The organism is Cellvibrio sp. KY-YJ-3 (assembly GCF_008806955.1).
GTDB lineage: Bacteria > Pseudomonadota > Gammaproteobacteria > Pseudomonadales > Cellvibrionaceae > Cellvibrio.
Genome location: NZ_CP031727.1, coordinates 1769138 through 1792252 on the forward strand (window position 1 = coordinate 1769138; position 23115 = coordinate 1792252).

General features: G+C 46.4%; 27 protein-coding genes. 18 read left to right on the forward strand and 9 right to left on the reverse strand.

Going from position 1 to position 23115, the window contains the following annotated elements; all coding sequences use genetic code 11:
* The first annotated feature begins 56 nt into the window (after positions 1-56).
* Positions 57-731 carry a flagellar brake protein gene (locus tag D0B88_RS07465; RefSeq protein WP_151056226.1) on the forward strand — a complete coding sequence of 225 codons (675 nt, stop codon included), beginning with the start codon at positions 57-59 and terminating at the stop codon, positions 729-731.
* An 80-nt stretch (positions 732-811) separates the two neighbouring features.
* Here D0B88_RS07465 and D0B88_RS07470 read toward each other — a convergent pair whose 3' ends face one another.
* Positions 812-1654: a hypothetical protein gene (locus tag D0B88_RS07470; protein WP_151056228.1), complete on the reverse strand. Its 843-nt coding sequence runs from the start codon at positions 1652-1654 to the stop codon at positions 812-814.
* A gap of 1308 nt (positions 1655-2962) precedes the next feature.
* Here D0B88_RS07470 and D0B88_RS07475 point away from each other — a divergent pair.
* Positions 2963-3385 (forward strand): biopolymer transporter ExbD, encoded by a 423-nt coding sequence (locus tag D0B88_RS07475; protein WP_007646299.1) that lies wholly within the window; start codon positions 2963-2965, stop codon positions 3383-3385.
* A 104-nt stretch (positions 3386-3489) separates the two neighbouring features.
* On the opposite strand, the gene D0B88_RS07480 is transcribed toward D0B88_RS07475, so the two are convergent.
* The 8 genes from D0B88_RS07480 to D0B88_RS07515 form a co-directional block, all read right to left on the reverse strand.
* Entirely contained in the window at positions 3490-4014 is a 525-nt protein-coding gene (locus tag D0B88_RS07480) for an aminoacyl-tRNA deacylase (RefSeq protein ID WP_151056230.1), read from the reverse strand.
* Positions 4015-4321: 307 nt separating this feature from the next.
* Entirely contained in the window at positions 4322-5605 is a 1284-nt protein-coding gene (locus D0B88_RS07485; protein ID WP_151056232.1) for an aminotransferase class I/II-fold pyridoxal phosphate-dependent enzyme, read from the reverse strand.
* Positions 5606-5729: 124 nt separating this feature from the next.
* Complete coding sequence (locus D0B88_RS07490) at positions 5730-7742, reverse strand: M48 family metallopeptidase (protein ID WP_151056234.1); 2013 nt, start codon at positions 7740-7742, stop codon at positions 5730-5732.
* Between the two features lie 32 nt (positions 7743-7774).
* A complete protein-coding gene (locus tag D0B88_RS07495) occupies positions 7775-8365 on the reverse strand; it encodes a LemA family protein (RefSeq protein WP_151059320.1) in 591 nt (196 codons plus the stop codon).
* 160 nt (positions 8366-8525) lie between these two features.
* Positions 8526-9119 carry a BON domain-containing protein gene (locus tag D0B88_RS07500; RefSeq protein WP_151056236.1) on the reverse strand — a complete coding sequence of 198 codons (594 nt, stop codon included), beginning with the start codon at positions 9117-9119 and terminating at the stop codon, positions 8526-8528.
* Complete coding sequence (locus tag D0B88_RS07505; RefSeq protein WP_151056238.1) at positions 9119-9703, reverse strand: SIS domain-containing protein; 585 nt, start codon at positions 9701-9703, stop codon at positions 9119-9121. The genes D0B88_RS07500 and D0B88_RS07505 overlap by 1 nt, the downstream gene beginning before the upstream one ends.
* 65 nt (positions 9704-9768) lie before the next feature.
* Entirely contained in the window at positions 9769-10203 is a 435-nt protein-coding gene (locus D0B88_RS07510) for a YraN family protein (RefSeq protein WP_151056240.1), read from the reverse strand.
* Between the two features lie 38 nt (positions 10204-10241).
* Entirely contained in the window at positions 10242-12137 is a 1896-nt protein-coding gene (locus tag D0B88_RS07515; RefSeq protein ID WP_225318580.1) for a penicillin-binding protein activator, read from the reverse strand.
* Between the two features lie 109 nt (positions 12138-12246).
* Between D0B88_RS07515 and rsmI the strand changes: the two genes are divergently transcribed.
* The 16 genes from rsmI to D0B88_RS07595 all read left to right on the forward strand — a co-directional run bounded on the left by rsmI (position 12247) and on the right by D0B88_RS07595 (position 23083).
* Complete coding sequence (gene rsmI, locus D0B88_RS07520; RefSeq protein WP_151056242.1) at positions 12247-13101, forward strand: 16S rRNA (cytidine(1402)-2'-O)-methyltransferase; 855 nt, start codon at positions 12247-12249, stop codon at positions 13099-13101.
* 353 nt (positions 13102-13454) lie between these two features.
* A complete protein-coding gene (locus tag D0B88_RS07525; protein ID WP_151056244.1) occupies positions 13455-13877 on the forward strand; it encodes a hypothetical protein in 423 nt (140 codons plus the stop codon).
* 184 nt (positions 13878-14061) lie between these two features.
* Positions 14062-14424: a hypothetical protein gene (locus D0B88_RS07530; protein ID WP_151056246.1), complete on the forward strand. Its 363-nt coding sequence runs from the start codon at positions 14062-14064 to the stop codon at positions 14422-14424.
* Positions 14425-14469: 45 nt separating this feature from the next.
* Entirely contained in the window at positions 14470-14880 is a 411-nt protein-coding gene (locus D0B88_RS07535) for a hypothetical protein (protein WP_151056251.1), read from the forward strand.
* Positions 14881-15025: 145 nt separating this feature from the next.
* Positions 15026-15727, forward strand: coding sequence for a hypothetical protein (locus D0B88_RS07540; protein WP_151056253.1), 702 nt, complete (start codon positions 15026-15028; stop codon positions 15725-15727).
* Positions 15728-15849: 122 nt separating this feature from the next.
* On the forward strand, positions 15850-16215 hold the full coding sequence (locus D0B88_RS07545) for a hypothetical protein (RefSeq protein ID WP_151056255.1): 366 nt from the start codon (positions 15850-15852) through the stop codon (positions 16213-16215).
* 152 nt (positions 16216-16367) lie between these two features.
* Entirely contained in the window at positions 16368-16730 is a 363-nt protein-coding gene (locus D0B88_RS07550) for a hypothetical protein (RefSeq protein ID WP_151056257.1), read from the forward strand.
* Between the two features lie 131 nt (positions 16731-16861).
* On the forward strand, positions 16862-17230 hold the full coding sequence (locus tag D0B88_RS07555) for a VOC family protein (RefSeq protein ID WP_151056259.1): 369 nt from the start codon (positions 16862-16864) through the stop codon (positions 17228-17230).
* A gap of 239 nt (positions 17231-17469) precedes the next feature.
* Positions 17470-17919, forward strand: a complete 450-nt coding sequence (locus D0B88_RS07560; RefSeq protein WP_151056261.1) for a DUF2214 family protein — start codon at positions 17470-17472, stop codon at positions 17917-17919.
* Between the two features lie 140 nt (positions 17920-18059).
* A complete protein-coding gene (locus tag D0B88_RS07565; RefSeq protein ID WP_151056263.1) occupies positions 18060-18464 on the forward strand; it encodes a hypothetical protein in 405 nt (134 codons plus the stop codon).
* Positions 18465-18488: 24 nt separating this feature from the next.
* A complete protein-coding gene (locus D0B88_RS07570) occupies positions 18489-18938 on the forward strand; it encodes a hypothetical protein (RefSeq protein ID WP_151056265.1) in 450 nt (149 codons plus the stop codon).
* A 406-nt stretch (positions 18939-19344) separates the two neighbouring features.
* On the forward strand, positions 19345-19734 hold the full coding sequence (locus D0B88_RS07575; protein WP_151056267.1) for a hypothetical protein: 390 nt from the start codon (positions 19345-19347) through the stop codon (positions 19732-19734).
* 36 nt (positions 19735-19770) lie between these two features.
* On the forward strand, positions 19771-20301 hold the full coding sequence (locus D0B88_RS07580) for a nucleotidyltransferase family protein (RefSeq protein WP_225318581.1): 531 nt from the start codon (positions 19771-19773) through the stop codon (positions 20299-20301).
* Between the two features lie 43 nt (positions 20302-20344).
* On the forward strand, positions 20345-21028 hold the full coding sequence (locus tag D0B88_RS07585; RefSeq protein WP_151056269.1) for a response regulator transcription factor: 684 nt from the start codon (positions 20345-20347) through the stop codon (positions 21026-21028).
* A complete protein-coding gene (locus D0B88_RS07590; protein WP_151056271.1) occupies positions 21018-22268 on the forward strand; it encodes a HAMP domain-containing sensor histidine kinase in 1251 nt (416 codons plus the stop codon). Before D0B88_RS07585 ends, D0B88_RS07590 begins: the two co-directional genes overlap by 11 nt.
* An 86-nt stretch (positions 22269-22354) precedes the next feature.
* On the forward strand, positions 22355-23083 hold the full coding sequence (locus tag D0B88_RS07595; protein ID WP_151056273.1) for a carbonic anhydrase: 729 nt from the start codon (positions 22355-22357) through the stop codon (positions 23081-23083).
* Positions 23084-23115 lie beyond the last annotated feature (32 nt).

Consider the following 23115-nt stretch of genomic DNA (forward strand, 5'->3'; position numbering starts at 1 on the left):
GCTTTTGTACACTGCTACACTAAAAAAATAACAACTTACAATTAGTGACTGCTGCAATGAAATTCGAAGATCTAAAATTGGCTTACGGCTATCCGTTGCAATTGCAAACCTCTTCTCTTTCCGGGCAGCCGGAGCGTTTTTCATGTCGACTAATCGGCTGTTTACCTGGGCGTGCGTTGCTGCTGTCCGTTCCAAAGCTATCCGGTAAATTGGTGCGATTCAGGGCGGGTCAGAAAATCGTTGTACGGTTAATGATTGATAATGGTATCGGTGTTTTTGCAGGAATGGTGGAGGCACAAACCACAGAACCTTATCCAATTTTGCATCTGAGCTTTCCGGAGTCTGTCACCTTTAAGGGAATTCGTAGTGCGACTCGTGTAACGGTGCATGAGAAAATCGAAATTACCTCTGTTAGTGACCTTACTGCTTCACCGGTGACAGGTTTTATCGCCGATATTAGTGTCAATGGTTGCAGAATAGAATTGTTTTCAGATGTTGCTGAACTGGGGGATATACTTGAGCTGCAAGCAGTTGTTGATATTCTCGGGTTAAAGCACTCGTTAGTACTTAAGGGAGTTGTTCGATCTCGAGTGGATCCTACTGACAATATTGAAGAGGGCGCGTTAGTGAGTTACGGAATTGAGTTTTCTGATCTCAGTGATGACGAGCGGCTAATAATGTATGCCTATGTTTTTAGTCATATGGCACACCAAGATCAGATAGCTGGCTAAGAGTAGCTTTCGTTTAATAGATAAAGTTCCACCAATAAAAAAGGCACCTTTCGGTGCCTTTTTTATTGGTGCTTCACAAATTAAGCAGCAGGTACAGCTGCTTTTGGCTTGCGGCCACGTTTTGCAGGCGCTGCACCAGCTGGTTTTTTAGCGGCGGGCGCTTTTTTAACAGCAGGAGCTTTTTTCACTGCTGGCTTTTTAGCGGCAGCAGCTTTTGGTGCGGCAGGCTTTTTGGCAGCAGCTGGTTTGGCAACGGCAGCTTTCTTAGCAGCTGGTTTTTTTGCTGCAACTTTAGCTTTAGCGGCAGCTTTCTTAGCGGCTAATTTAGCTTTAATTGCCGCTTTTCTATCAGCCGCTTTTTTCTTCAACGCAGCCTTTTTAGCGGCAGCTTTAGCTTTAGCAGCTTGTTTTTTTGCTGCCAGTTTTGCTTTGGCGGCGGCTTTCTTAGCAGCTAATTTAGCTTTAGCAGCAGCTTTCTTCTCAGCAACTTTGCTTTTAGCTGCAGACTTCTTGGCAGCAGCTTTCAAGCGCTTGGCAACAGCAGCTTCTGCTTTTGCAACTGCTTTGTCGTGAGCAGCGGCAAGTTTAGCAGCAGCTTTAGCAGCAGCAGCTTCTTTCTTGGCGCTAACAACAGCAGCTTTAGCGGCAGCAGCATCTTTCTTCGCGGCAGCAACAGCAGCTTTAGCGGCAGCAACTTGTTTTGCTGAACCTGGAGTTTTCTTTTTAGCAGCAGCAGTCAACTTGGTTTGAGCAGCTTTCAATGCAGCAGTCGCTTTAGCGGCATCTTTAGCTAAACCAGCAACAGCTTTAACAGCATCTGCTGCTTGTGCAGCGCGAGCTTTAGAGAGTTGGGTTTTCAGTTGAGCTAATTGCTGTTCCAAACTTGCAACAGTATTAACAGCGGTTTGTTTACGTGCAGCCATGGTGTGCTTCCTTTATGGTTTTCGAAAGGTCGATAAATGGATTAAAAAGTCCAACATGTATAAGTTAAAACTTTATGAAAAAAATTCAAGTTTTTTGCGTTAAATAGTCAATAAAAACGCATTTTTTTGATGATTTTTAGTAAAAAAATGTCTTTTTCGGAATATTTTCGAAAGTTTTTTAGTTGTATGACTTTGCGTCATCAAGAAATAGAAACTGGTTATCTTTGTTGCCGGGAAAGGTTTATGGCGGATAATTTCAAAATTAGTTTTTTAGTTGCAGCGTTGCAGTCGTTTTTTTATTGCTGGTGGAGGGCTGCTGGCGTTTAAGTGTTAGCAGCTCAATGCAGTTTTTTGTGCTTCCGCTGATCCAAAAAAACACCCGCTTGATGCTCAATTTGGTCGTTGAATATGTTTCTGGCATGAAGTCATCTACCCGAATTCAGGAATTATTCTGTGACTGATGGCGGTGCTCCTATCCGGCTGGCTGATTAGACGCTACTTTCTGCTGAACAAACTATAAAACGGCTGCTAGTTCTTCATTGCAAGGTTGGCGCTTTTGGAAAATCATTTCATTGTAGCCACGCCGTGGTTGTAGCATTGGGGTGAGCGCGAGGTTTTAAACTGGTTGTTAATTTTTTCACTATGCCCCAAGTGCTGTTGACCTAAAAACTCACATTGATCGAGTGTTCGATTTCCCTAAAGCGAGAAGATTAAGTTGATAGGGGCTGCAACAATGGCGGAAGTAATATTTGAAGAGATGGGTTTTGGAAAAATGATTAAGCCTAACGCTGGATGTTTCCCTGACTAACTCTTCGCACACTAAAGCAAAGTACTTTTTGGGATGGTTTTTTTAACGTGAATGCCGGCGATGTTGATGCATGTGTTACACGTCACATCGGTCCATCTTTTGGTTTCGAAAAAAGGGATAGTTTTGCAAAAAATCTTGTCTAGTTTATGGCTGGAGATTTTCAGGCCTGGCTGATTATTTTTAAGCGGTCATTCTGTTGAGTAGCGCTTGTTGAAGCGTAGCAGCAGTGATTTTTCATCCAGGTGAGAGACTTTTGGTCGCTTGGGTGGGATCTGCCTTATGTGCCTGTTTATTGACACTTCACAGTGGATATCAGCGGGAAAACAGCGTTGGCCAAAAAATGAGCTTCCAATGAAGGCTATAGCCCGAATATTTGGCGTAAATTCCTGGTTTCGGGCAGCACAAAGGGTTGGTTTTTGCGACGGCAAAACTGCTAGAATTAGCCTTTTACTCTATACCTAAATATAACGTTCCAAATAACACCACGAGGAGTACCCACAGTGAGCCGCAGAAAGAAAGGCCGTGCCGGCGATGATACTAACGAGATTGACCTGACGCCAATGCTCGACGTAGTGTTCATTATGTTGATTTTCTTCATTGTTACCGCCTCCTTTGTGAAGGAAATCGGTATCAATCCTAACGTTCCAGAGCCAAACAATAATCCACCGCCGGATGATGCTGAGCCGAATATCCTGGTGCGCATTTCTGCTGACAACCAAATCTGGTTGATGGAGAAGGAAGGTGAGCGTCGTGTGGATACCCGTGCTGTTCGCTCTAACATCGAGCGTTTGCGTGCTGAGTTACCCAAGGCGTCAGTAATTATTATGGCTGATGTAGCCGCACACACTGGTACTTATGTTGCGGTCGCTGATGCGGCACGCGAAGCTAAGGCGCCCAATGTAGTGTTGGTTCCCTCCAAGTAGTAAGCGACCTTCTGTATAAAAAAACCGCCTTGGTAACAAGGCGGTTTTTTTTATGTCTAGAGTTTGTTCTTTCGGTGTAATTGACTAATTAAGATTCCGGAGGTTTAAAGCTCATACTCCTGACGGATATATTTCTTGGGTAGTTTGCTGTGATGGCTTCGTTCCGCGCTGAAATGATCGTGCAGTTTGTTTTCCATAAGTTGTACAAAGTCGGGCTGTTTCAGGCGGATTAAATGGCGATGATCGCCAGCTTCTATGTAAACTTCTTCCACACCCATCAATTCTTCATCCCAGATAACATCCAGCCCATAAGCTTCACCCAGTGCGGGAATAGCGCCTTCTGCGCAGTCGCGGAATATTTCGTTGAGTTCTTCCTCTTCCACCAGCTCCATATGGCGATCAAAAATTTGATTCAAGGTATGGCGCAAAATTTTATTGCGGGTTGGCAGCACACAAAGTGTGTAATGAAAGTCTTCGTCGCGCAGTAAAACACCTTTGGCCAGGCAGTGATCATCAATCTTTGCTACGCGCGCAGTGTTATAGGAACCCTCACAGTACTCATGTTCAAGCAACGTAAATTCGATTTGTTTTGTTTTTAAGTAGTTTTCAACGGTAGCGGCAACACCCATAAAAAATCTCCTGAAACGACACTCATAGAGAAGGGATTAAGTAGTGTTTTGTTGTAAGTTTAGAATGCAAATTAGTTGATAAGTAGAAATTGATACTTCACCAAATCAGTGATGGATCAGTTCCGGTTAGCTTCAGTATAGGAAGCTTTTTGAATAATGCGCCAAGTCTTTTGGAATTAAGCGGTGGTTGTTAGATCAGTCAGTTTTTAATCCTCTGGGAGTATTTGCGTTATCACGTTGTATTACGCAATAAAAAAGCCGCTCAGTGAGCGGCTTTTTTTAGGGGGCTTGCAATCGTAATCAGGCGTTAACCAAGGTTTGCTAATTGTTGTTTAACGGAGGCCAGTTTCACGCAGGTCACAAATACCTCCATCGCGCCAACCACTTCCGGTACGGTGGGAACGGAAGGAGCGATACGAATATTGCGATCTTCCGGATCTTTACCGTAGGGGTAGGTTGCGCCCGCGGGTGTTAACTTCACACCGGCTTCAGCGGCCAGACGCACGGTTTCTTTCGCGCAGCCTTTGCGTGTATCAAAGGATACAAAGTAGCCGCCGACGGGTTTTTCCCACGCACCTAAATCTGTACCGTCAAACGCTTTGCCCAATGCAGTCAATACCGCGTCAAAACGAGGGTTGAGCAGTTCAGCGTGTTTGCCCATATGGGCCATCAGCGCGTCTTTAGTGGGCAGGAAGCGGGTGTGGCGGATTTGGTTTACTTTATCCGGGCCGATAGTGCAGCTGTTCAGGAACTTCTTGAAACCTGCAAGGTTGGCAGCGCTGGCAGCGACAAAAGCAACACCTGAACCAGCATGGGTAATTTTTGAGGTTGAAGCGAATTGCACCACGGAGTCTTCTGTGCCATTGCGACGAGTTGCTTCCAGGATGCTAGCCAGTTTGGGCGCATTGGGCGTCAGGTCGTGAACTGAATAGGCGTTATCCCAGAATACACGGAAGTTTGCGCTGGCGATTTGGCCAAGTTTGGCGATGCGCTCAACGGTTTCATCGCTATACACCACGCCGGTAGGGTTGGAGTACTTGGGTACACACCACATACCTTTGATGGATTTATCGGCTTTGATTAATGACTCAACCACGTCCATGTCGGGGCCGGTGGAAGTCATGGGAACGTTGATCATTTTGATGCCGAGTTGGTCGCATACAGTGTAGTGGCGGTCATAACCGGGAACCGGGCACAGGAACTTCACTTCACCTTCGTTTTTCCAAGCGCTGGCGGCATCCTTCAAGCCAAATTGATAAGCCGTGAGCATCACCTGAAACATCAGGGTCAGGCTGGAATTGCCACCGACCAGTACGTTGGCGGCGTCTACATCCATAATATGTGCGCCCAGTTGTTTGGCTTCGGGCAAACCGTCGAGGCCGCCATAGTTGCGCGTGTCTGTGCCATCGGCGGCAATGTAGTTACCGTTTAACAAACCATCCATTGCATCAGACAGATTTAATTGTTCGGCAGAAGGCTTGCCGCGGGTTAAATCCAGATTCAGTTTTTTAGCGAGAATAGCCTGATATTGTTCGGTCAGTTGGCTTTCCCATTCGCGCAATTGCGCGACAGATGCGTTGTCCAGTTGCAAGGTGAGTACCTCTTTGGTTGGCGGGATAAAGTGCGCGGCATTATAACCGTTCAGGCCGTAAATGTTGTAGCGCGATTATGTAACTCGCCGCGCTTTTAATCGCCTTTTGATTCGCATCAGTATGTTAGCGAGTAGTAATGGGCAGGGCTTGTAGTTGGGGAGGAATCGGGCAGTCCAGTCCATCCGCCAGCGCGCGAAATAATTCGGCTTCAGCGGTGTGTAATTTACCGTCATGCATTACACAGAGGCTCATGGCTTTAAGCAGTTGTGGCTTTTGTAGTGGTTTTAGTTGATTCAATCGTTCCAGTGCCGCATCCATTACATCAAGTTTTATACTGGTGCGGGCCAACAAGGTGAATTGTTTAAACGGCAATGCGCTGCTGGCTTGGGCAAACGCATTTTCTGCTTCCGTCTGATGACGTGCACCGGTATAGGCAAGTAGCGACATTAACAGTTGGCAGTCTTCATGCATTTCTAGCAGTGAACGTGTACGCAAGGGCTGTTGTTCGCGACGAATGTTGTGCAGCACTATGCGATACATCGCCCATTCCATCAGGCTCACTTTTTGGTCGGCTTGAATTAACACATTCAAACAGCTCAGGAAGTCTTGTTGCTGTGCTTCCGACAATTGTTTCAGTGCCGTTATGCTCAGTTCGATAAGCGGTAAACGCAAGTGTATTGCAGCCTGGGCGCTGGCATGAATAATTGGATTGATGGTTTGCAACTCGCTGGTGGTGAGATGTTCGCTCAGCAATGCCAATTGGCGATTACGCTGTTCGGCGTGAGCATCAAGTAGTAAACCAAATATTATTCCGCGTGCACTAAATGCATCCTGGCTCGCCGTTTTTAATTCCGGGGCGATTTGATTCAAACAGGTTTGTGCATAACTTAATTGCGCGGTGGTCGGCTGGGCGATTTGTTGCAGGGTAGTATTAATGTCAATACCGCCTGTTATATCAACAACATCGACAAGAGTGGAGGACGCGCCACTATTAATAGTCATTGATGCGGTGTTGGGTGAGGCTACTTGGGCAAAACCGGCGGTCTCATCACCAAAAGTCTTGCTTCCTTTATTAGTGTTCGTATTTGCGCCGTGAAGCGCGGTTTTGAGTTGTCCATTCCAGCGCGGTTGAATGCGTTTGATGCGTTCATCCAGTGGTGGATGTGTCGCCATCATATTAAAAAAAAGTCGCACACCTTGGCTGAAATACATGTGGCTAAATTCAGCGGCATGCTCATTGTGCAGGGTGGAGCCCTCGCTACTGGCCCCAATTTTTTTCAACGCACCGGCAATGCCATCGGGGTTGCGAGTAAATTGTACGGCGGAAGCATCGGCTAAAAATTCACGCTGACGGCTGACGGCGGCTTTGATCAGGTTGCCAAAAAAAGTGCCGGTATAACCGATAATTAATAAGCCGAGCCCAATCAGCATTATGCCGCCCGGAGATTTGTCGCGACTTGAGCGAACCAGGCTGGAGGCGCGACTGCTGCGCAGCAAAAATTCACCGATTAAACCAATCACCAGAATACCGTAGAGCAATGCAACCAAACGCATATTCAAACGCATATCACCGTGAAAAATATGGCTGAATTCGTGGGCGATTACACCTTGTAGTTCATCGCGTGACAGTTGATGAATGCAGCCGCGGGTAATGCCAATCACTGCGTCTTGCGGGCGATAACCCGCGGCAAATGCGTTAATCGCATCATCTTCCATTAAATAGACCGGCGGTACCGGAGTGCCGGAGGCGATGGCCATTTCTTCCACCACATTCAGGATTTTGCGCTCATCCGGATCAGTGGTTTGGCCGAGCAATAAGCGCCCGCCCATGGCTTCGGCAATAGCTCTGCCGCCAGAACCCAGCTGCATAAAGCGAAATAGGCTACCGAGAAACACAACGCTGGTTACTGCAAGGGCGATCCATAAAAATGATTGCACACTCAATGCATGGAGTGTACCGCTCCAAAAAGTGTGTGTGTGCTCATAGGCTTGAGGTTCAGCATTGCCCGAGAGATAAACCAGCGCGGCCGCGGCGAAAGTAGTAATAGCAATGAGTGCAACAACTGCCAGTCCCAGCAATAGCACTAGCTGTTTGGTTTTGCGCCGCGCGCGATCCTGATGTTCAAAAAAATTCATCGATGCACACCCGTGTGCTTATAGAGGTCTGCTTAGAATTGCACCTTGGGAGCCGCTTGAATTTCAGCGTGGTCTTCAAACTCGAGCAGCGTCGCGTTTTCACTGTGGCCAAAACTCTTGGCAAAAATAACGGGAGGGAAGGTTTGTTTGTAGGTGTTGTATTCGGTAACGGCATCATTAAATGCCTGACGCGCAAAGGCGATTTTATTTTCGGTGCTGGTGAGTTCCTCGGAAACTTGCAGCATATTTTGTGAGGCTTTTAAATCCGGGTAAGCTTCCATCACGACATTCAAGCGCGACATTGCTGCACCGAGCATACCTTCGGCACTTGCCAATTCAGCAATTGCAGTGTGGCTGCCGGGGTTTGCACTCGCGGCTTGTAAACCTTGCATGGCCTGATTGCGCGCTTTCACTACAGCTTCCAGCGTTTCGCGCTCATGGGTGATGTAGGCTTTGGCGGTTTCTACCAAATTGGGAATCAGGTCGTAGCGACGTTTCAGTTGCACGGCAATTTGTGAAAAGCCATTTTCAAAGCGGTTTTTCAGCGTCACCAGTTTGTTGTAAATACCAATCGTGTAGAACACCAACACGGCGATCACAACAAGAATAATTACGGTGGTCATCATAATGAGGTTCCTTTGCCTGAAAATATTATTGTCTGAAGGCGACAGCAATGTCGCGCCCATATGCACTGCCCAGATACTAGCAGGATGGTTGCAGAATACCAGTGGTTAGGCGATGAGCTGTTGGGGCTGGGGGAAACGTCAAAGGGTGGAGCGAGGGTTAATCGATATATTCAAATACTTTCACAACTTGTTTAACACCGTTGGTGGTGCGCGCCATTTCGGTAACACGATCTGCTTCGTGGCGCGATACCAACCCCATTAAATACACGCTTTGGGATTCAGTAATAATCCGAATGCGATTGCTTTGAATATTACTGGCAATGAGTTTGGTTTTTAATTTAGTGGTAATCCAGGCATCTTTTGTGTGTGCGGGCAATCGGGTGCGTTCGCTTACCATCAGTTCGTTATGCAACTGGCGCACGGTATTAATTTGGCCAACAGTGGCGCCTGCCAATTGTCGCAGCGTTTCGTTGGGTACTTGTCCGGTAAGCAGAATGACACCGTTGAAACTATCGATATGAATACGTGAATCTTCCAGCTCTTTGCTGGCTTTGTTGAGGTTGACGCGCGCAAAGGTTTCCAATTGGCTATCATTAATACGTGTACCGAGTGTGCGTTTATTGGTACTGATTTGAATGGGTTCACTGGTGGTGACCTGAATAATCTTGGCGCAACCACTGAGGCAAAACAGTGTGATCAACACCAGCAGCAGCGATAAAAAACCGGAGCGGGTTGCGCGATTAAATAACATTAGAATCCTCCAAACAATTGTTGGTCAATCAGGTCACACAAGCAGAATAAACTGAGCAGGTGCACCTCGTGAATACGGGGTTTGGCCACAGACGGCACGCGAAGTTCAATATCATGCTGATCCAATAACGCCGCCACATCCCCGCCATCGCCTGCGGTGAGCGCAATCACTTGCATCTCTTTATCGTGCGCGGCGCTGATGGCTTGCAATAAATTGCTGGCTTTGCCGGTGCTGGTGAGCAGCACCAGCACATCGCCGGGGTGGCCGAGAGCGCGAATTTGTTTGGCATAGATGTCATTGAAGTTACTGTCGCTGCCAATCGCAGTTTGGGTGGTGAAATCTGCCCCGATATTAAATGCTGGCAAACTTGGCCGCTCTTGTTCAAAGCGATTAATCAGGCAGGAGGTAAAGATTTGCGCTTGCGCCGCGGAAATACCATTGCCGCAGGTTAGTACTTTTTTCTCATTGAGCAAGGCGTGCACTATCACTTGGCTGGCATGGGCAATTAGTGGGGCGAGTTGTTCACCCGCATGCATTTTGGCTTCGATACTTTCGTGAAACAGGGTGATGACACGTTGATCCATAGGTTTCAGCTGCTGTGTTCGTAGATAAAAATTGTTTGGCGGCTGCAAACTCCACGCGCATTTGATCAGGTGCCAAACGCGTTTTGAATCCATTGAATGGGTGGTGCAGTGCCGGTTTGGTCTAATGCTATCACATCAAAACGACAGCGAACTTTATCGTAGAGTTTTTGCTCCTGCAGAAAACGCATGGCAGTTTTGATGATTTTTTGCTGTTTGCGATAATCAACCGTCTCCAGTGCCGGGGCAAAACGTTTGTTTGTCCGCAGGCGCACTTCCACAAATACCAGCGTGGCATCCGCTGCGCTGTCGCCCGCTTTTTTATGCAGCATAATTAAATCGATTTCACCCAGCTTGCAGCGGTAATTGCGCGTGCGCGTCACCAGTCCTTGTTGAATTAAAAACGCCTCTGCTTGTGCTTCAGCGGCCGCGCCTATGGCAATAGTGTTTGTTGGCGGTGTTGTATTCTGATTTGGGGGTGCCGCGTCCTTGTTGCCGTGCATATCCTTATTGCTCCTGTTATTAAGAAAAGTATCGCCTATTAATATTGCAGCTCGTTTTGGTTAATCACCATCGGTAGCGGTTGCGCTTCGCCATTGCGGAATCTCACCCAGATTTGCTCGCGTTCGATGCGACCATCTTCCAACATATGCAACGCGCCGGTCGCGCCAAAAATACGCATGTCCGGAACTTGTTCCAGTTGCGGCAGGCGTGCGTACAAACGGAAGGCGTCTGCTCCCAATGCATGCAAGCGGCCATAGACTGCAGCGGATTTAGTGTGTTGGGCAACGGATTGTTTTTCCGGGCTGCTGGTATCAAATAGCCAGGGCATGGTGTTAAAGCGCACGCCGTTTAAATCGCGGTCGGCTCTGGGGTTTGGTTGACCGGAATAAATTTGGCTGGTGGCATAGACCGGAATATTGCCTGCGTAGTGAAATGCAAATGTCGGTTTGATCTGGCGACCTTGCGCCGGGTCGGCAATCAAAAAAATCATATCCACATCGCTGCGGCTGCGCGGTGAGGTTTGCAGCGGTATACCGAGCAATTCCTGCATTTCGCGATTGCGCACCAAACTGCTTTCAATTTGCATCGCATCTTTCACCAACTTGGAATAGTTGGCGCCGCTTTGGAATTGGCTGCGATTCACCACTACACCGCCGAGTTTTTCCCACTCATTGGCAAAAGCGCGCGCGCTGCGTTCGCTCCATTCTTGTGAGGGAATAATTACCATCGCCTGGCGATGCCCTTCCAAAAATGCCTGACGGGCGACTTGACGCGCTTCATCCTCTACGGCCAAACCAAATTGGTAAAAACCCTTTAGCGGTTGTGCGGGCGGCGTGTCCGGGTAGTTGAGCGAGAGCACCGGCACGTCCAGCGAGGGCATCAAACTCAGTTCGGTTACTTTTTCTTTGTCGATGGGGCCAATTACCAAATCCGCGCCCTCGGCAATGGCTTGTTGATAAGCCGCGATGACATCGCCACTGCTGTCATATTGGCGCACTTCCGGTGTGTGGCGACGATTGCTTACCGCTTGGAAGTAGGCGGCAAAAAAACCATCGCGCACTGCTTCGCCTGCCTCGGCTAGTTTGCCTTGCATTGGTAATAGCAATGCAATTTGTTTGGGTTGCTGTTCAATTAAACTTTGCAGCAATTTTAAATCGCTAGGCAAATTGTTATGGGCGGGATGTTGACGCCAATCGCGCAGCCACACTTGTAATTGCTCACGTTGCTGTTCGAGATCGATTTGGTTATTTTTGTTGATTGCCGCCAAGCTGTACCAGCCGCGTGCGGTATCGCTCATGCCACTCAACGACAATTGCTGCAGCTCGGTAAATGGAATGCTCATCAAGCTCTGCCAGAGAGCATCCTGATTTGCCTGCAATAATTTTTTATCGCTGCTCAATGCCGCAATTTGAATGCGTTCACTCACGCTATTTTGTGGCTCACCCAACAGCGCAAACACTTGCGCACGCTTATCGCGCAGGGATATTTCCATGGCAGGCTCCATGGCTTGCCATTGTTGTTCCAAGCGCGGCTTGGTTAGAATGCCGTGCGCCAGAAAATTCGAGCCTTCCTGCAAGGCTACGGCGCTGAGCAAATCCGTATGTTTGATATAGGCTTGGTCGGGCAAATTGTCCGTGTTCATATCGACTAACAAATTGCGTGCACGATTGTATTTGCCGCTCGCGATATACACTTGCGCTGCCTGCAGCACCAAACTTTCACGCTCGGGCGACTGCGCCTGATTGGCCATTTGCAACAACTTGCTTGCGCTGAGTTGTGCCGGTTGTGTTTGGGTGGTGGGCTTGCTCGTGGTTTGCGTGGGGGTGCTGCTACAACCGCTCAATCCCAGCAGCGCGGCAGTTAATACGGGCACCAGCAGTTTGGAAATGGCAACCTGATGGGAAAAACTGCGCACAAATAGCCGTTTCGGCATGCCTATTAACCTCAGTGAAAAAATGCGGTGAAAAACCTGCAGTGAATATTCAGCATCACAGAGCCGGCGAAATATCCGGCTTGGATCTCAACTTTTTTCGGAATTCGCTATGACAACTCCCGCTCCCAACCCAGGCACCCTTTATGTTGTGGCGACCCCGATTGGCAATTTGGGCGATATGGTACCGCGAGCGGTGGAAACACTACAAACAGTAGCGTTGATTGCCGCCGAGGATACGCGCCACAGTTCACGTTTACTGTCCCGTTTCGACATTAAAACCCCCTGCGTCGCCTACCACGATCACAGCGATGAACAGCGCACCGAACAACTCATCGCCCGCATGCACGCCGGTGATTCCATCGCACTCATTTCCGACGCGGGCACCCCATTGGTTTCAGACCCCGGCTACCGTTTGGTGCGCAGCGCCCGCCAAGCTGGAATTCAGGTGGTACCCATCCCCGGCGCCTGCGCCATGATCGCCGCCCTCAGCGCCGCCGGTTTACCCTCGGATCGCTTCGCCTTTGAAGGTTTCCTGCCCGCCAAACAAGTCGCCCGCTGCACCCAACTACAAAACCTGGCCACCGACCCGCGCACCCTTATTTTCTACGAAGCCCCGCATCGCATTCTGGAAACCCTGCAAGACATGGCACAAGTCTTCGGCCCAGAACGCGAAGTGGTGATGGCCCGCGAACTCACCAAAACCTTTGAAACCATCAAAGGCGATAAGGTCGCCGACCTCGCCGCCTGGGTAGCAGCAGACTCCAACCAACAACGCGGCGAAATCGTCCTCCTAGTCCACGGCGCCCCCAAACCCGAAAACGAAGCCATGACCCCCGCCCAAATGCACACCATGAAAGTGCTTCTAGAAGAACTCCCCGTAAAACAAGCCGCCAGCATCGGCGCAAAACTCACTGGGCTGAAAAAGAATTTTTTATACGACTGGGCGTTGCAGCAGGGGGAATAACTGAAGTGGTGAAATAGAGCGTAATTCACCTGCAGTTGTAAATTACTTATGCTGCCAGTTTATACAGTGTATTTTTGAGGCTTGGATAAACATGCGCATTTACAGCCGTGCAAATGCGCAATATCAGCTCTCTGCAATTAAAAATGCATTTGCTGTCAGTAAGTTGCAGTAACTGCGGGAATGATAACGCGCAAGCTACCGTGAGATAACGCGCATGCGCGTTTTGGTAGAAAGATGCAAAAGGAAACCAAACAAAAAAGCTAGTGAATTCAATTGCTTTGGTGGATTTTGTGGAATTTTAATCAAGAATGATATCGCGCATGCGCGATATACAAATGTTAGGCTAAAAAATTATGAGCAACAACCAAAACAGTGACACGAATTCACTTCCTAGATGGGTAGCAATACCTATCGGGTTATTGTTACTGCCATTTACATTGGCCTGCTGTATTGGCTCAGCTGCTCTTTTATTTGCACCTAATATTCCTCCTACATTTCTAACTATAGCTCTAAGTAGCATATTTTTAGCAGGCAGTATTTGGGCATTTTACTTATCACTTCGTTTAGTCTTTATTAATCCAAATGGCAATAAAAAATTAATTTCTCCTCTGGGTCTAAGAGTAATTTCTTTGATTTTTTTAGCCATACCAATTATTTCACTACTACTTGGTACATTCTGGGAGAAACCAATTCTGTACAGCTTTTTAACTGTTGCTTATATTAGTTTCTTTTTACAACTTATTTACCTAGCAAAACAGAGAAAGCGCAAAGCCTAACAAGGCGTTCCAGCACGCAAGCTGCGCTTGCTGGACAGTTTGTAAGTCGCAGTTTTGTGGTTTTGCTGCGCAAAAGTATTCCACAAAACCACAACTTACAAACTGCCGCTGAACTTGGCGTTATGAGTAAAAAGGAGTAGTCATCTTCGTTGAGGTAATCTTAGATGCAGTCATAGCTTTAGTTATGATCATCGTTGAAATTCTATCAGCTTTGTTTGCTCCAGCTTTAGAAGTTGCCGCACCTCTATTTGTGCTAGCAGCCGAAGCTACATTTTGGCTGATTCTATTAATTGTCGAATTAATTATTGCATTGGTGTTATGGAGAAAGCCCCGAATACCGGGCAAACCACGGTTTTATGGTGTGCGCGAAAAAATAGGTTCTTTTGCGGTCAAATGGCGCGAAAAGCGAAAAGCGAAAAGCCAGAAGCGACAAGCAGAAAAACTCATAACAAAGTGTTCCAACACCGTTCCAGCGCTTCGCGCTTCCACTCGACAGTTTGTAAGTAGCGCATTTGGCGAATCGCTACGCGAAGTTTTTCGCAACTGAGCTACTTACAAACTGCGGTTGAACACAACGTTAGAGAGGCGAGGAATGAATCCGGACTTAGAAATAGTGGAGTGTCCTAAGTGTCATCTAAAAATATCTAAGCGGAGATTAAGAAGGCATTTAAAAAGAGACCATAATCCTGAAGTCGAACTGGCGAGAAAACAGGCAGCCCTAGCTGAAAGTAGAAAGAAAATAGAAGGTGAAAAAATTGTAAAATGCCCAATATGCAGCTGCCTCATAAAGAGTAAAAATTTAGTTAGGCACGGAAAGCTTAAGCATAAATTGTTTCCATCTCAAATTTCCGGCGTCAACAAGTTCAAAAGCAATAGAGAAAAAGAGTCTTTCTGGAAAAGTAAGTTGGGTCCGGACATCGAAGATGAAAGCAATGATGTATTTTCTAAAGGTGTTGTTATAAGTGGCGGTGCATATGGGCTTGGCAAGAATCGAAAAAATTAAATCTCTAACAAATCGCGCCAGGCTCGCACACTTCGTGTGCTGGATGCATTGTAAGTCGCGCATTTAGCGAATCGCTGCGCGAAGTTTATCGCACATGCGCAACTTACAACGCGCCCCTGCGCTCAACGTTATAGGGAATCACAGAATGAAATATTTAGCAGGCTTGACCATTCTATTTTTTATTTCAAATGGAATCCTCGCCGACGAAAAAACAAATTTAATTGATTATGGATTTCAAGGAACAATTACTTTGCCAAGTCAAAAATTATTGACTATCAGTGGCAATATATCCTGTGGAAATGATCTTAAAATATCTGGAAGCTATAAATACGAAAATATCGGGAAAAACATAGAATTATCAGGAATAGCTCTAGATTCTATGTTTTATGTGTTAAATGAAAGCCCAAAAAGCAAGCCCACAGGCCAACTTATCTACTCAATTAGTAATGACTCAATTAATGGGAAATGGACTGATTTTAATAATTATTACGAACTTTCTTTAACTGCAATAGAAACTAATTTTTTTAGTGGCGAAGTAGAAAGCTCTGAAAATGAAAAATTTTTAGTAACACGTAAATTACAATCATCCAAGCTAGAAACCTACACTGCAATCATAAACAACGGAATTAGAGTGCCTATAACAGCCGGAAATAGGTGTGCCAATGAAAGCTTTCAAAATGATCAAATAGACTATTTTTGGGTAAAAAAAGCAGATTCACAGTACGAAATAAGCTGGCGAATATCGGCACCGTTTAGTCCAGAAAAGGAATATCATTGCAGTTTAATTGTGGATCATAAGGGAGCCACAATTGTAGGTGTGGAAAGTGAAATTTGTAGAGAATTTTAAGAGCCTATAACAAGGCATTGCACCTGACGCATTGTAAGTAGCGCTTTTGCAATATCGCTGCGCGAAGTTTATCGCAACGCGCTACTTACAATCCGCAGGTGAACGCAACGTTAGGCTTTCAGATGCTCCCATATATTTTAGTTCAAATTTTAATTGGTATATTAGTCACAAGTGTAGCGGTACAACTTAACAAAAAGCGTAATGCCTATGTTTTTTATGTATTCCTTGTTGTTGGTTGGTTACTAGGTTCAATCCTGCTTTCTTGTTTTGGGCCTGGTGAGTTAACCCTGCGAAGCTCGCTCGCAACTTCGCTTTGGTGCCTCACTATTGCGGCAATTTATGCAATGGTATTTGGCAGGTTAATTGTTTCTGGATGTCCTGGTATTACAATATGGGGCGTTTCATTTGTAACACTTATTGTTCAAATACCACTTTCATTTATTTCTGCTCTATATATCGGCTGCTATATCGGTCATAGTTGCCCATAAGAAATAGCCTAACAAAGCGGTCAAACATCGTTCCGCTTCGCTCCACTGGACAGAATTTAAGTCGCGGCTTTGTGGTTTTGCTGCGCAAAAGTATTCCACAAAACCGCAACTTAAATTCTGCCGTTTATTGCGGCGTTAGCAGCTAATCACCTATGAATATCGAAATCGAAAATTATTGGGAACTGTTGGCTTTGCACAAATCATTAATGGCTGTGAAATTTGATAAAAATTCATGCCTACGTGAGGCACAAGGTTCACCGCATACTGGAAGCTTAGCTTTCAAAGTGTTTAATCAGCTTGTATCTGCCAGCAAAGAGAAACAAGCAGAAGAATGGTTGATTTGGCAGGTCGCTGATGAATCACGAATAGAAACTCAACTTTTACTTGCACACATAAAGGAATCTGAGTGGTGGAGTGAGTCTGATATTAGTCAAAAAGAAAAATATGTTCGTGATTTTATGGCTCCGCTTATTCTTACTGAGAAAGCATTCAGTGCCATCACCAAAAACTGCTAACAAAGCCATTAATCGGACAGATTTTCTGTCGCTGTTTTTGCGGCTTAACGCTAAGCTACCACAAAAACATCAGCTCCGGAGCTGCCGTTTATGGCAGCGTTATGAAAGTCGTTCAACACGGAGAATACTTCATGTTCAAAGTAAATAAAACCCAACATGTTTTAGCTGTGAATGATCTTGATTCAGCTGAAAATTATTTTATGGAAAAGTTAGGTTTTACACTTGAAACTCGGATCGGTGGCTGGTCATTTTTATACTTGGATAGCTTCTATCTTATGGTAGGTGATTGCAAAGGTGAAAAAACTGCAAGAGAAACAAACAATCATTCTTATTTTGCATACGTAAATTGTGAGGGTATTGACGAACTATATGAGCAATATCTAAAACGCGGAGTGAAATTTAACCAGCACATATCAAACAAGCCTTGGGGTTTAAGAGAGTTCGGGGTTGAAACTCCCGAAGGGCACAGAATAATGTTTGGAGAAAAAATTAAGGAATGAAATTCATAACAAGCGGCTGAGGTAAAAAAAACCAATACTGAACTGTCACTGAGCTACGCACGTTGGGTGCTTCTGGTTGTGTAGTAATCGGGCTCCGTTTCCTACCAAGAATCCTTTGCAACACAGTGCTAGCAAGCAATCAAACGGATGGTTTTTAAGTGGCATTTTTGCTATTCCCTTTGTTCCATTTGTAGGTAAAACCAGCGGTATCAGATCGCAACAAGAAAGGAGAATTTACTGTGATAAATGCGTTAGTGGCATATGTTCATTTTTTGGCTGCCTTTACCTTGGTCTTTTCGATTATTTTTGAGTGGTTCACCTATAGTAGACACCTCACTTTAATAGAGGCAAAAAGGCTGCAAACCATAGATATTGTTTATGGCGTGTCTGCTGCTGTCGTTTTAGTGTTTGGTTTTCTTCGTATACAGTATTTTGAAAAAGGCAGCGAATTCTATTTTCAGAATCCATTCTACAAAATTAAATTATATACTTTTCTCGTGGTCGGTATTTTATCAATTTACCCAACTGTTAAATTTTTCAAGTGGGGAAAAGTAACCAAATTAGGAGTGGCGCCAACATTCAAGGAAGAGGAATTTAAAATAATAAAATGGATCTTAAGAGCGGAGGTTGCAGGGTTGCTAATCATAATTTTATCTGCTTCCTTTATGGCTAAAGGTATCGGTTATTGACGTTACATAAAATGTGTTGCACCCGGTAGGCTATAAGTAGCGCTTATTTAATATCGCTGCGCAAAGGTGCCCCGCAAAACCACGAGTTAAATTCTGCCGGTTATTACGGTATTACAAAGTATCAACACAAGGAGAAATTTATGGAAGAAGTTGGAATAGTTCGAATTTACCTATTAAGAGGCATGTATTTTCTTATCGCTTTGGGGCTTGGTCTCTCGGTTATTCCTTATGTTGTCACTGCATCCGGGAACCCTGTCGATCCTCACACGGTAATCAATTCAATACTCATAGGCTTTTTCATCATGGCGCTATTGGGTATTCGATATCCACTCAAAATGTTGCCAATTCTTTTTCTGGAGTTAATCTGGAAATTATTTTGGCTACTGGTATTTGCGCTGCCGATGTATTTAAACCATGAACTCGATCAATACGCCCGTGATGTGGCGTTTGCATGTGTTATGGGCGTTGTTCTTACACCATTAGTCATACCTTGGCGCTATGTTATAAAACATTATTTTGTGGCAAAGGGTAGTGCGTGGCGATAATTTTCAGGTCATTAAGGAGGATGTATGTACAAAGCCAACAATAAATTTCTAATCGCGGCAGCAATTTTCACTGCCTTGGCTGCACTGGCTCATATCGGCTGCATTATTTTCGGTGCGGATTGGTATCGGTTTTTTGGGGCCGGTGAACAAATGGCGCAGATGGCAGAGGCTGGGGATTGGTATCCGGCGGTGGTGACTTCGGTGATCGTAATTTTTTTAGCAATCTGGTCTCTTTACGCACTGTCCGCTGCGGGTGTTATTCGGCGTTTGCCCTTGTTGCGTTTGGCTTTGTGCCTTATCGCCAGTCTCTTTTTAATTCGTGGTATTTCTTTCGTGATGTTGATGCCCATGTTTCCCGAAAATAGCCTGACATTTTGGCTGGTGAGTTCAGGGATTTGTTTAATGATCGGTATTTTATATGCGGTAGGAACCTATCAGCAGTGGGCAGAGTTGGGTGGTAAACACGCTCATTAATGACCAACATTGGTTGGTGTGTAACTTTTTCGTTGTGTGTAAGTTGCTAATGATTCGCTTATTTTCCGCACCAGGCTGTTGTTTTGTAATGCATAGAGCATTTCTTGCCATCTTTTCTAATCAAATGAGCAAGGCAATAGTTGTTTATTTGAAAATTATTTCAAATAAACGTGCGAGTCTGCTGGGCGATGAGGTTGTGGGTTTATAGGTGGCGTGAAAACCTTAGAGCGAGATTCGGTAATGAAACTTTACGGATATAGAAGTGATGATCTTGGCGTTGACGGGGTCGAACCAAATGAGCTGTCTGAGATGACACTCGTTGCTACTGCAGCTGAACTGCGGCTTATTGCAAAATTTCTTGCGTCGACTGCAGAGCTCATGGAGCAAACGTGCGTCCTGTTTGAGCATGAGCACCTTTCTGACACGCTATCTGAGTTTGAAAGTTCCCCTCAGTTTGTTGTTGCTAATGCACAACACTACTCTTGTTGAAGGAAAAAAAATGTTGCTATATTTTGTAATCCTTTCTGAAGTTGTTTCAATTTTTCTTATTTTCCGTATATGGAAATCTAGGGACTACATGATTTTGAAAGTACTTCTTTTTGTTGTGGTTCTGATTCCATTTGTCGGTCCGATTTTTTACTTTATCGGTTCCGATGGGACGCCGAGGCTACGTGATAATTTAAATGCAAGTAGTCGCTTGTTTGGGCGTGGTAGGTATACCGAATGGTGGGATGAAGAAAAAAATCACATGCATAAGAAGATTAAAGAACTAAAGGAAAAGGATGATGACCAATAATAGCTATAGAGAAGTCCGTGAAGAGGTTTATTTATTGTGGCTACCATTACTGAATTGATAAAAGCAGATGCTATGCGAATGGAAATTCTTAATGTGGTGGAATCCTTAAAATTACCAGACTGTTTTGTTGCGGCGGGTTTTGTGAGAAACCTTGTATGGGATTATCTGCATGGAGTAGAAAACTCTTCGTTGAATGATGTCGATGTAATTTTTTTTGATCGGAATGAACGCATCTGCGAGGCTTCGATAGAGCAAACATTGGTTTCATTGTTGCCAAATGTTAATTGGCAGGTGAAAAATCAAGCCGTTATGCATTTGCGTAATGGGGACATGCCTTATTCAAATAGCACTGATGCAATGGCTTACTGGCCAGAAAAAGAAACTGCTGTTGGTATAAGAATTGGTGATGATGGTGAGCTGGAAACATCGGCGCCTTTTGGTGAGGAAAACCTGTTTCTGGGGGCTATTACACACAACCCCAAGCGGGAAAAGTCTGTGTTTTTAAATAGAATTGAATCTAAAGGCTGGTTGAAAACATGGCCTCAACTCAAGGTTGTTACCTGCTGATATTTATTTGGAAATATGCAGTAGGTGAATTTACGGGAAACTTATGCACATACTGATCATTGAGGACAACCCGGATATCATCGCGAACCTGTATGGGTATTTAGAACCGCTTGGCTATACGCTCGATGTCGCTCGCAATGGTATTGCCGGTGTCTCCTGTGCGACAGGTGCATTTCATGATGCGATCGTTTTGGATCTGTCATTGCCGGGCATGGATGGGGTGGAGGTATGCCGGACGCTGCGGCAAGAATATCGCTTGGCGACACCGATCCTGATGTTGACGGCGCGTGACACGGTGCATGACAAAGTCACAGGGTTTGAAGTTGGCGCTGATGATTATCTTGTCAAACCTTATTCCCTTCCCGAACTGGATGCGCGCCTGAAGGCATTGATTCGCCGCGCGCGCAACGAGCAAGTTCAGTCAGTGTTGACCTTCGGCGACCTGCGTCTGGATGCAAGTACCGGCCAGGCAACACGCGCCGGGCAACCACTCGATCTCACTCCCACCGGTTACAAAATACTTGTCGCGCTGCTGCGTGTTGCGCCGGGCTTAATAACGCGGCAAACGCTTGAACGTGAGGTGTGGGGTGATAGCCCACCGGATAGCGATGCCTTACGCACCCATATCCATACATTACGTCAGGTACTCGATAAACCCTTTCCCCAGCCTATGTTGCGAACGCTGCCGGGTACGGGTTACCGGCTGGTGATGCCCGATGAAGCCTAGACTTTCGCTCAAACAAAGCATTTCACTTACCTATATCCTGTTGGCGATCATAGTGGCTGGTGCCTTCAGTTTGGTTTCTTATATTTCGGTGGAGATTATTGAAGAGAAGGTAATCGATGCACGATTGGCAATGATGGCGGATAGATTGATTGACTTCCCGCCGGGGGAGCGCATGCCTGACGCGCCGCCGGACATACAATTCCTGATCGACGACGCTATACCCATGGAGCTGCAGCAATTACCGGTGGGTGTCCATGAGCTAATGCTCGGCAGCCGGCAGGTTCGTCTGTTATTGCGTGACCATGACACCCACCGCTATGCCGTGGTGCAGGAGGTTGATGAGCTTGAACATACGGAACGGGTAATCCGCCTCTCTTTGGCGGTTGGTTTTGTATTCAGCATTTTGCTCGCCGCAGTGCTTGGCGTATTGTGCGCACGGAGGATGATTGCACCGGTCGCGGCGCTTGCCGATGCGGTCGGTCGCAATGCGGGGCCTACTGAACTGCCTTCCCTGTCTGCGCAAGATGAAATTGGCGTATTGTCGCGCGCTTTTGCCAAGCGTACTTATGAGCTTCAGCAGTTCCTGCAGCGCGAGCAACTGTTCACCGGTGACGTCAGCCATGAGTTACGCACACCTTTAACGATTATGCTGGGCGCCGCGGAAGTATTAGCTGCGCAATTGTCGGATCACCCGGCGCAACTGGCTACGGCGGAGCGCATTCGCCGCGTGGCGGCAGAAACGGCACAGCGGGTTAGCGCACTGCTTCTGCTGGCGCGCGCCCCGGAATTGCAGGGCGCACCGTACACCATTCTCAACACTATCGTAGAGTCAGAAATGGAGCGCTGCCAACCCCTGTTGTACGGCAAACCGGTTGAATTCACCCTGGATTTACGCGCGTCGGTTTCTGCCAATGTGTATCCCGAATTGGCTGGCATAGTGATTGGTAATTTACTGCGTAACGCCTGTCAGCATACCGAGCAGGGGCATATTTCGGTTCAGCTGGTCGCTGGCCAGCTAGTGGTCGAAGATACCGGTACCGGTCTTCCCCAAAAGGTGCGCGAGCGATTGTTTGAGCGTTTTATCCATGGTGACGACCGACCGGCACACGAGGGGGCAGGGTTGGGGCTGTCAATTGTCAAACGCGTGGTCGACTATTGCGGTTGGAGCCTGCAGCTGGAAACTCCAGAAGCCGGGGGGACGCGCTTCGTGTTGTCCTTTCCGCCCGCGTCTCACTCTTAATCTCTACTAAATGGGTCTTAACGGGTTCTTAACGCGCTGCTGTCTATCTTGCCAACTCCATTGATAAGACATTCACGGGTTGATCCATGAAAAGAGCATTAATTGCAGTTGGTCTGTTATCGTTTTCAAGTTTTGCATTTTCCAATGACGGCCCCGCTTGGGACTACACCGGAGCTACAGGGCCTGACAATTGGGCAACGCTAAGCCCGGAATATGGTGCGTGTGCGGGGAGTAATCAATCGCCAATAAACCTGACCGGTTTTATTGATGCCGAACTGCCCCCGATTGCATTTCACTATGAGGCCGGCAGTTCGGAAATTGTTAATAACGGTCACACCATTCAGATAAATACCCTTCCGGGCAGCACAATTACTGTGGATGGGATTGAGTTCGAGCTGAAGCAATTTCATTTTCATGTGCCGAGCGAAAACCAGATACACGGTAAGTCGTATCCAATGGAAGCGCATCTTGTCCATGCGGATAAAAATGGCAATCTCGCCGTAGTAGCGGTGATGGTTACTGAGGGAAAAGAAAGCAAGGTGCTTGCAAAAGCCTGGGCAGAAATGCCGAAAGTGGGTGAAAAAATAGCCCTGTCGTCGGACATCTTGCCACTGGAAATTTTGCCCTCAACACGGGATTACTATCGGTTCAATGGTTCATTGACGACACCACCATGCTCAGAAGGTGTGCGTTGGCTAGTTATGAAACATCCGGTTTCTGCCTCCAAAGCACAAATAGGGCAGTTTTTGCAGGTAATCCATCATCACAACAATCGTCCCGTGCAACCTGTAAACGCGCGGCCGGTGTTGGAGTAGTCGTTCCCTAGTACAGTAATCCACGTTGCTTG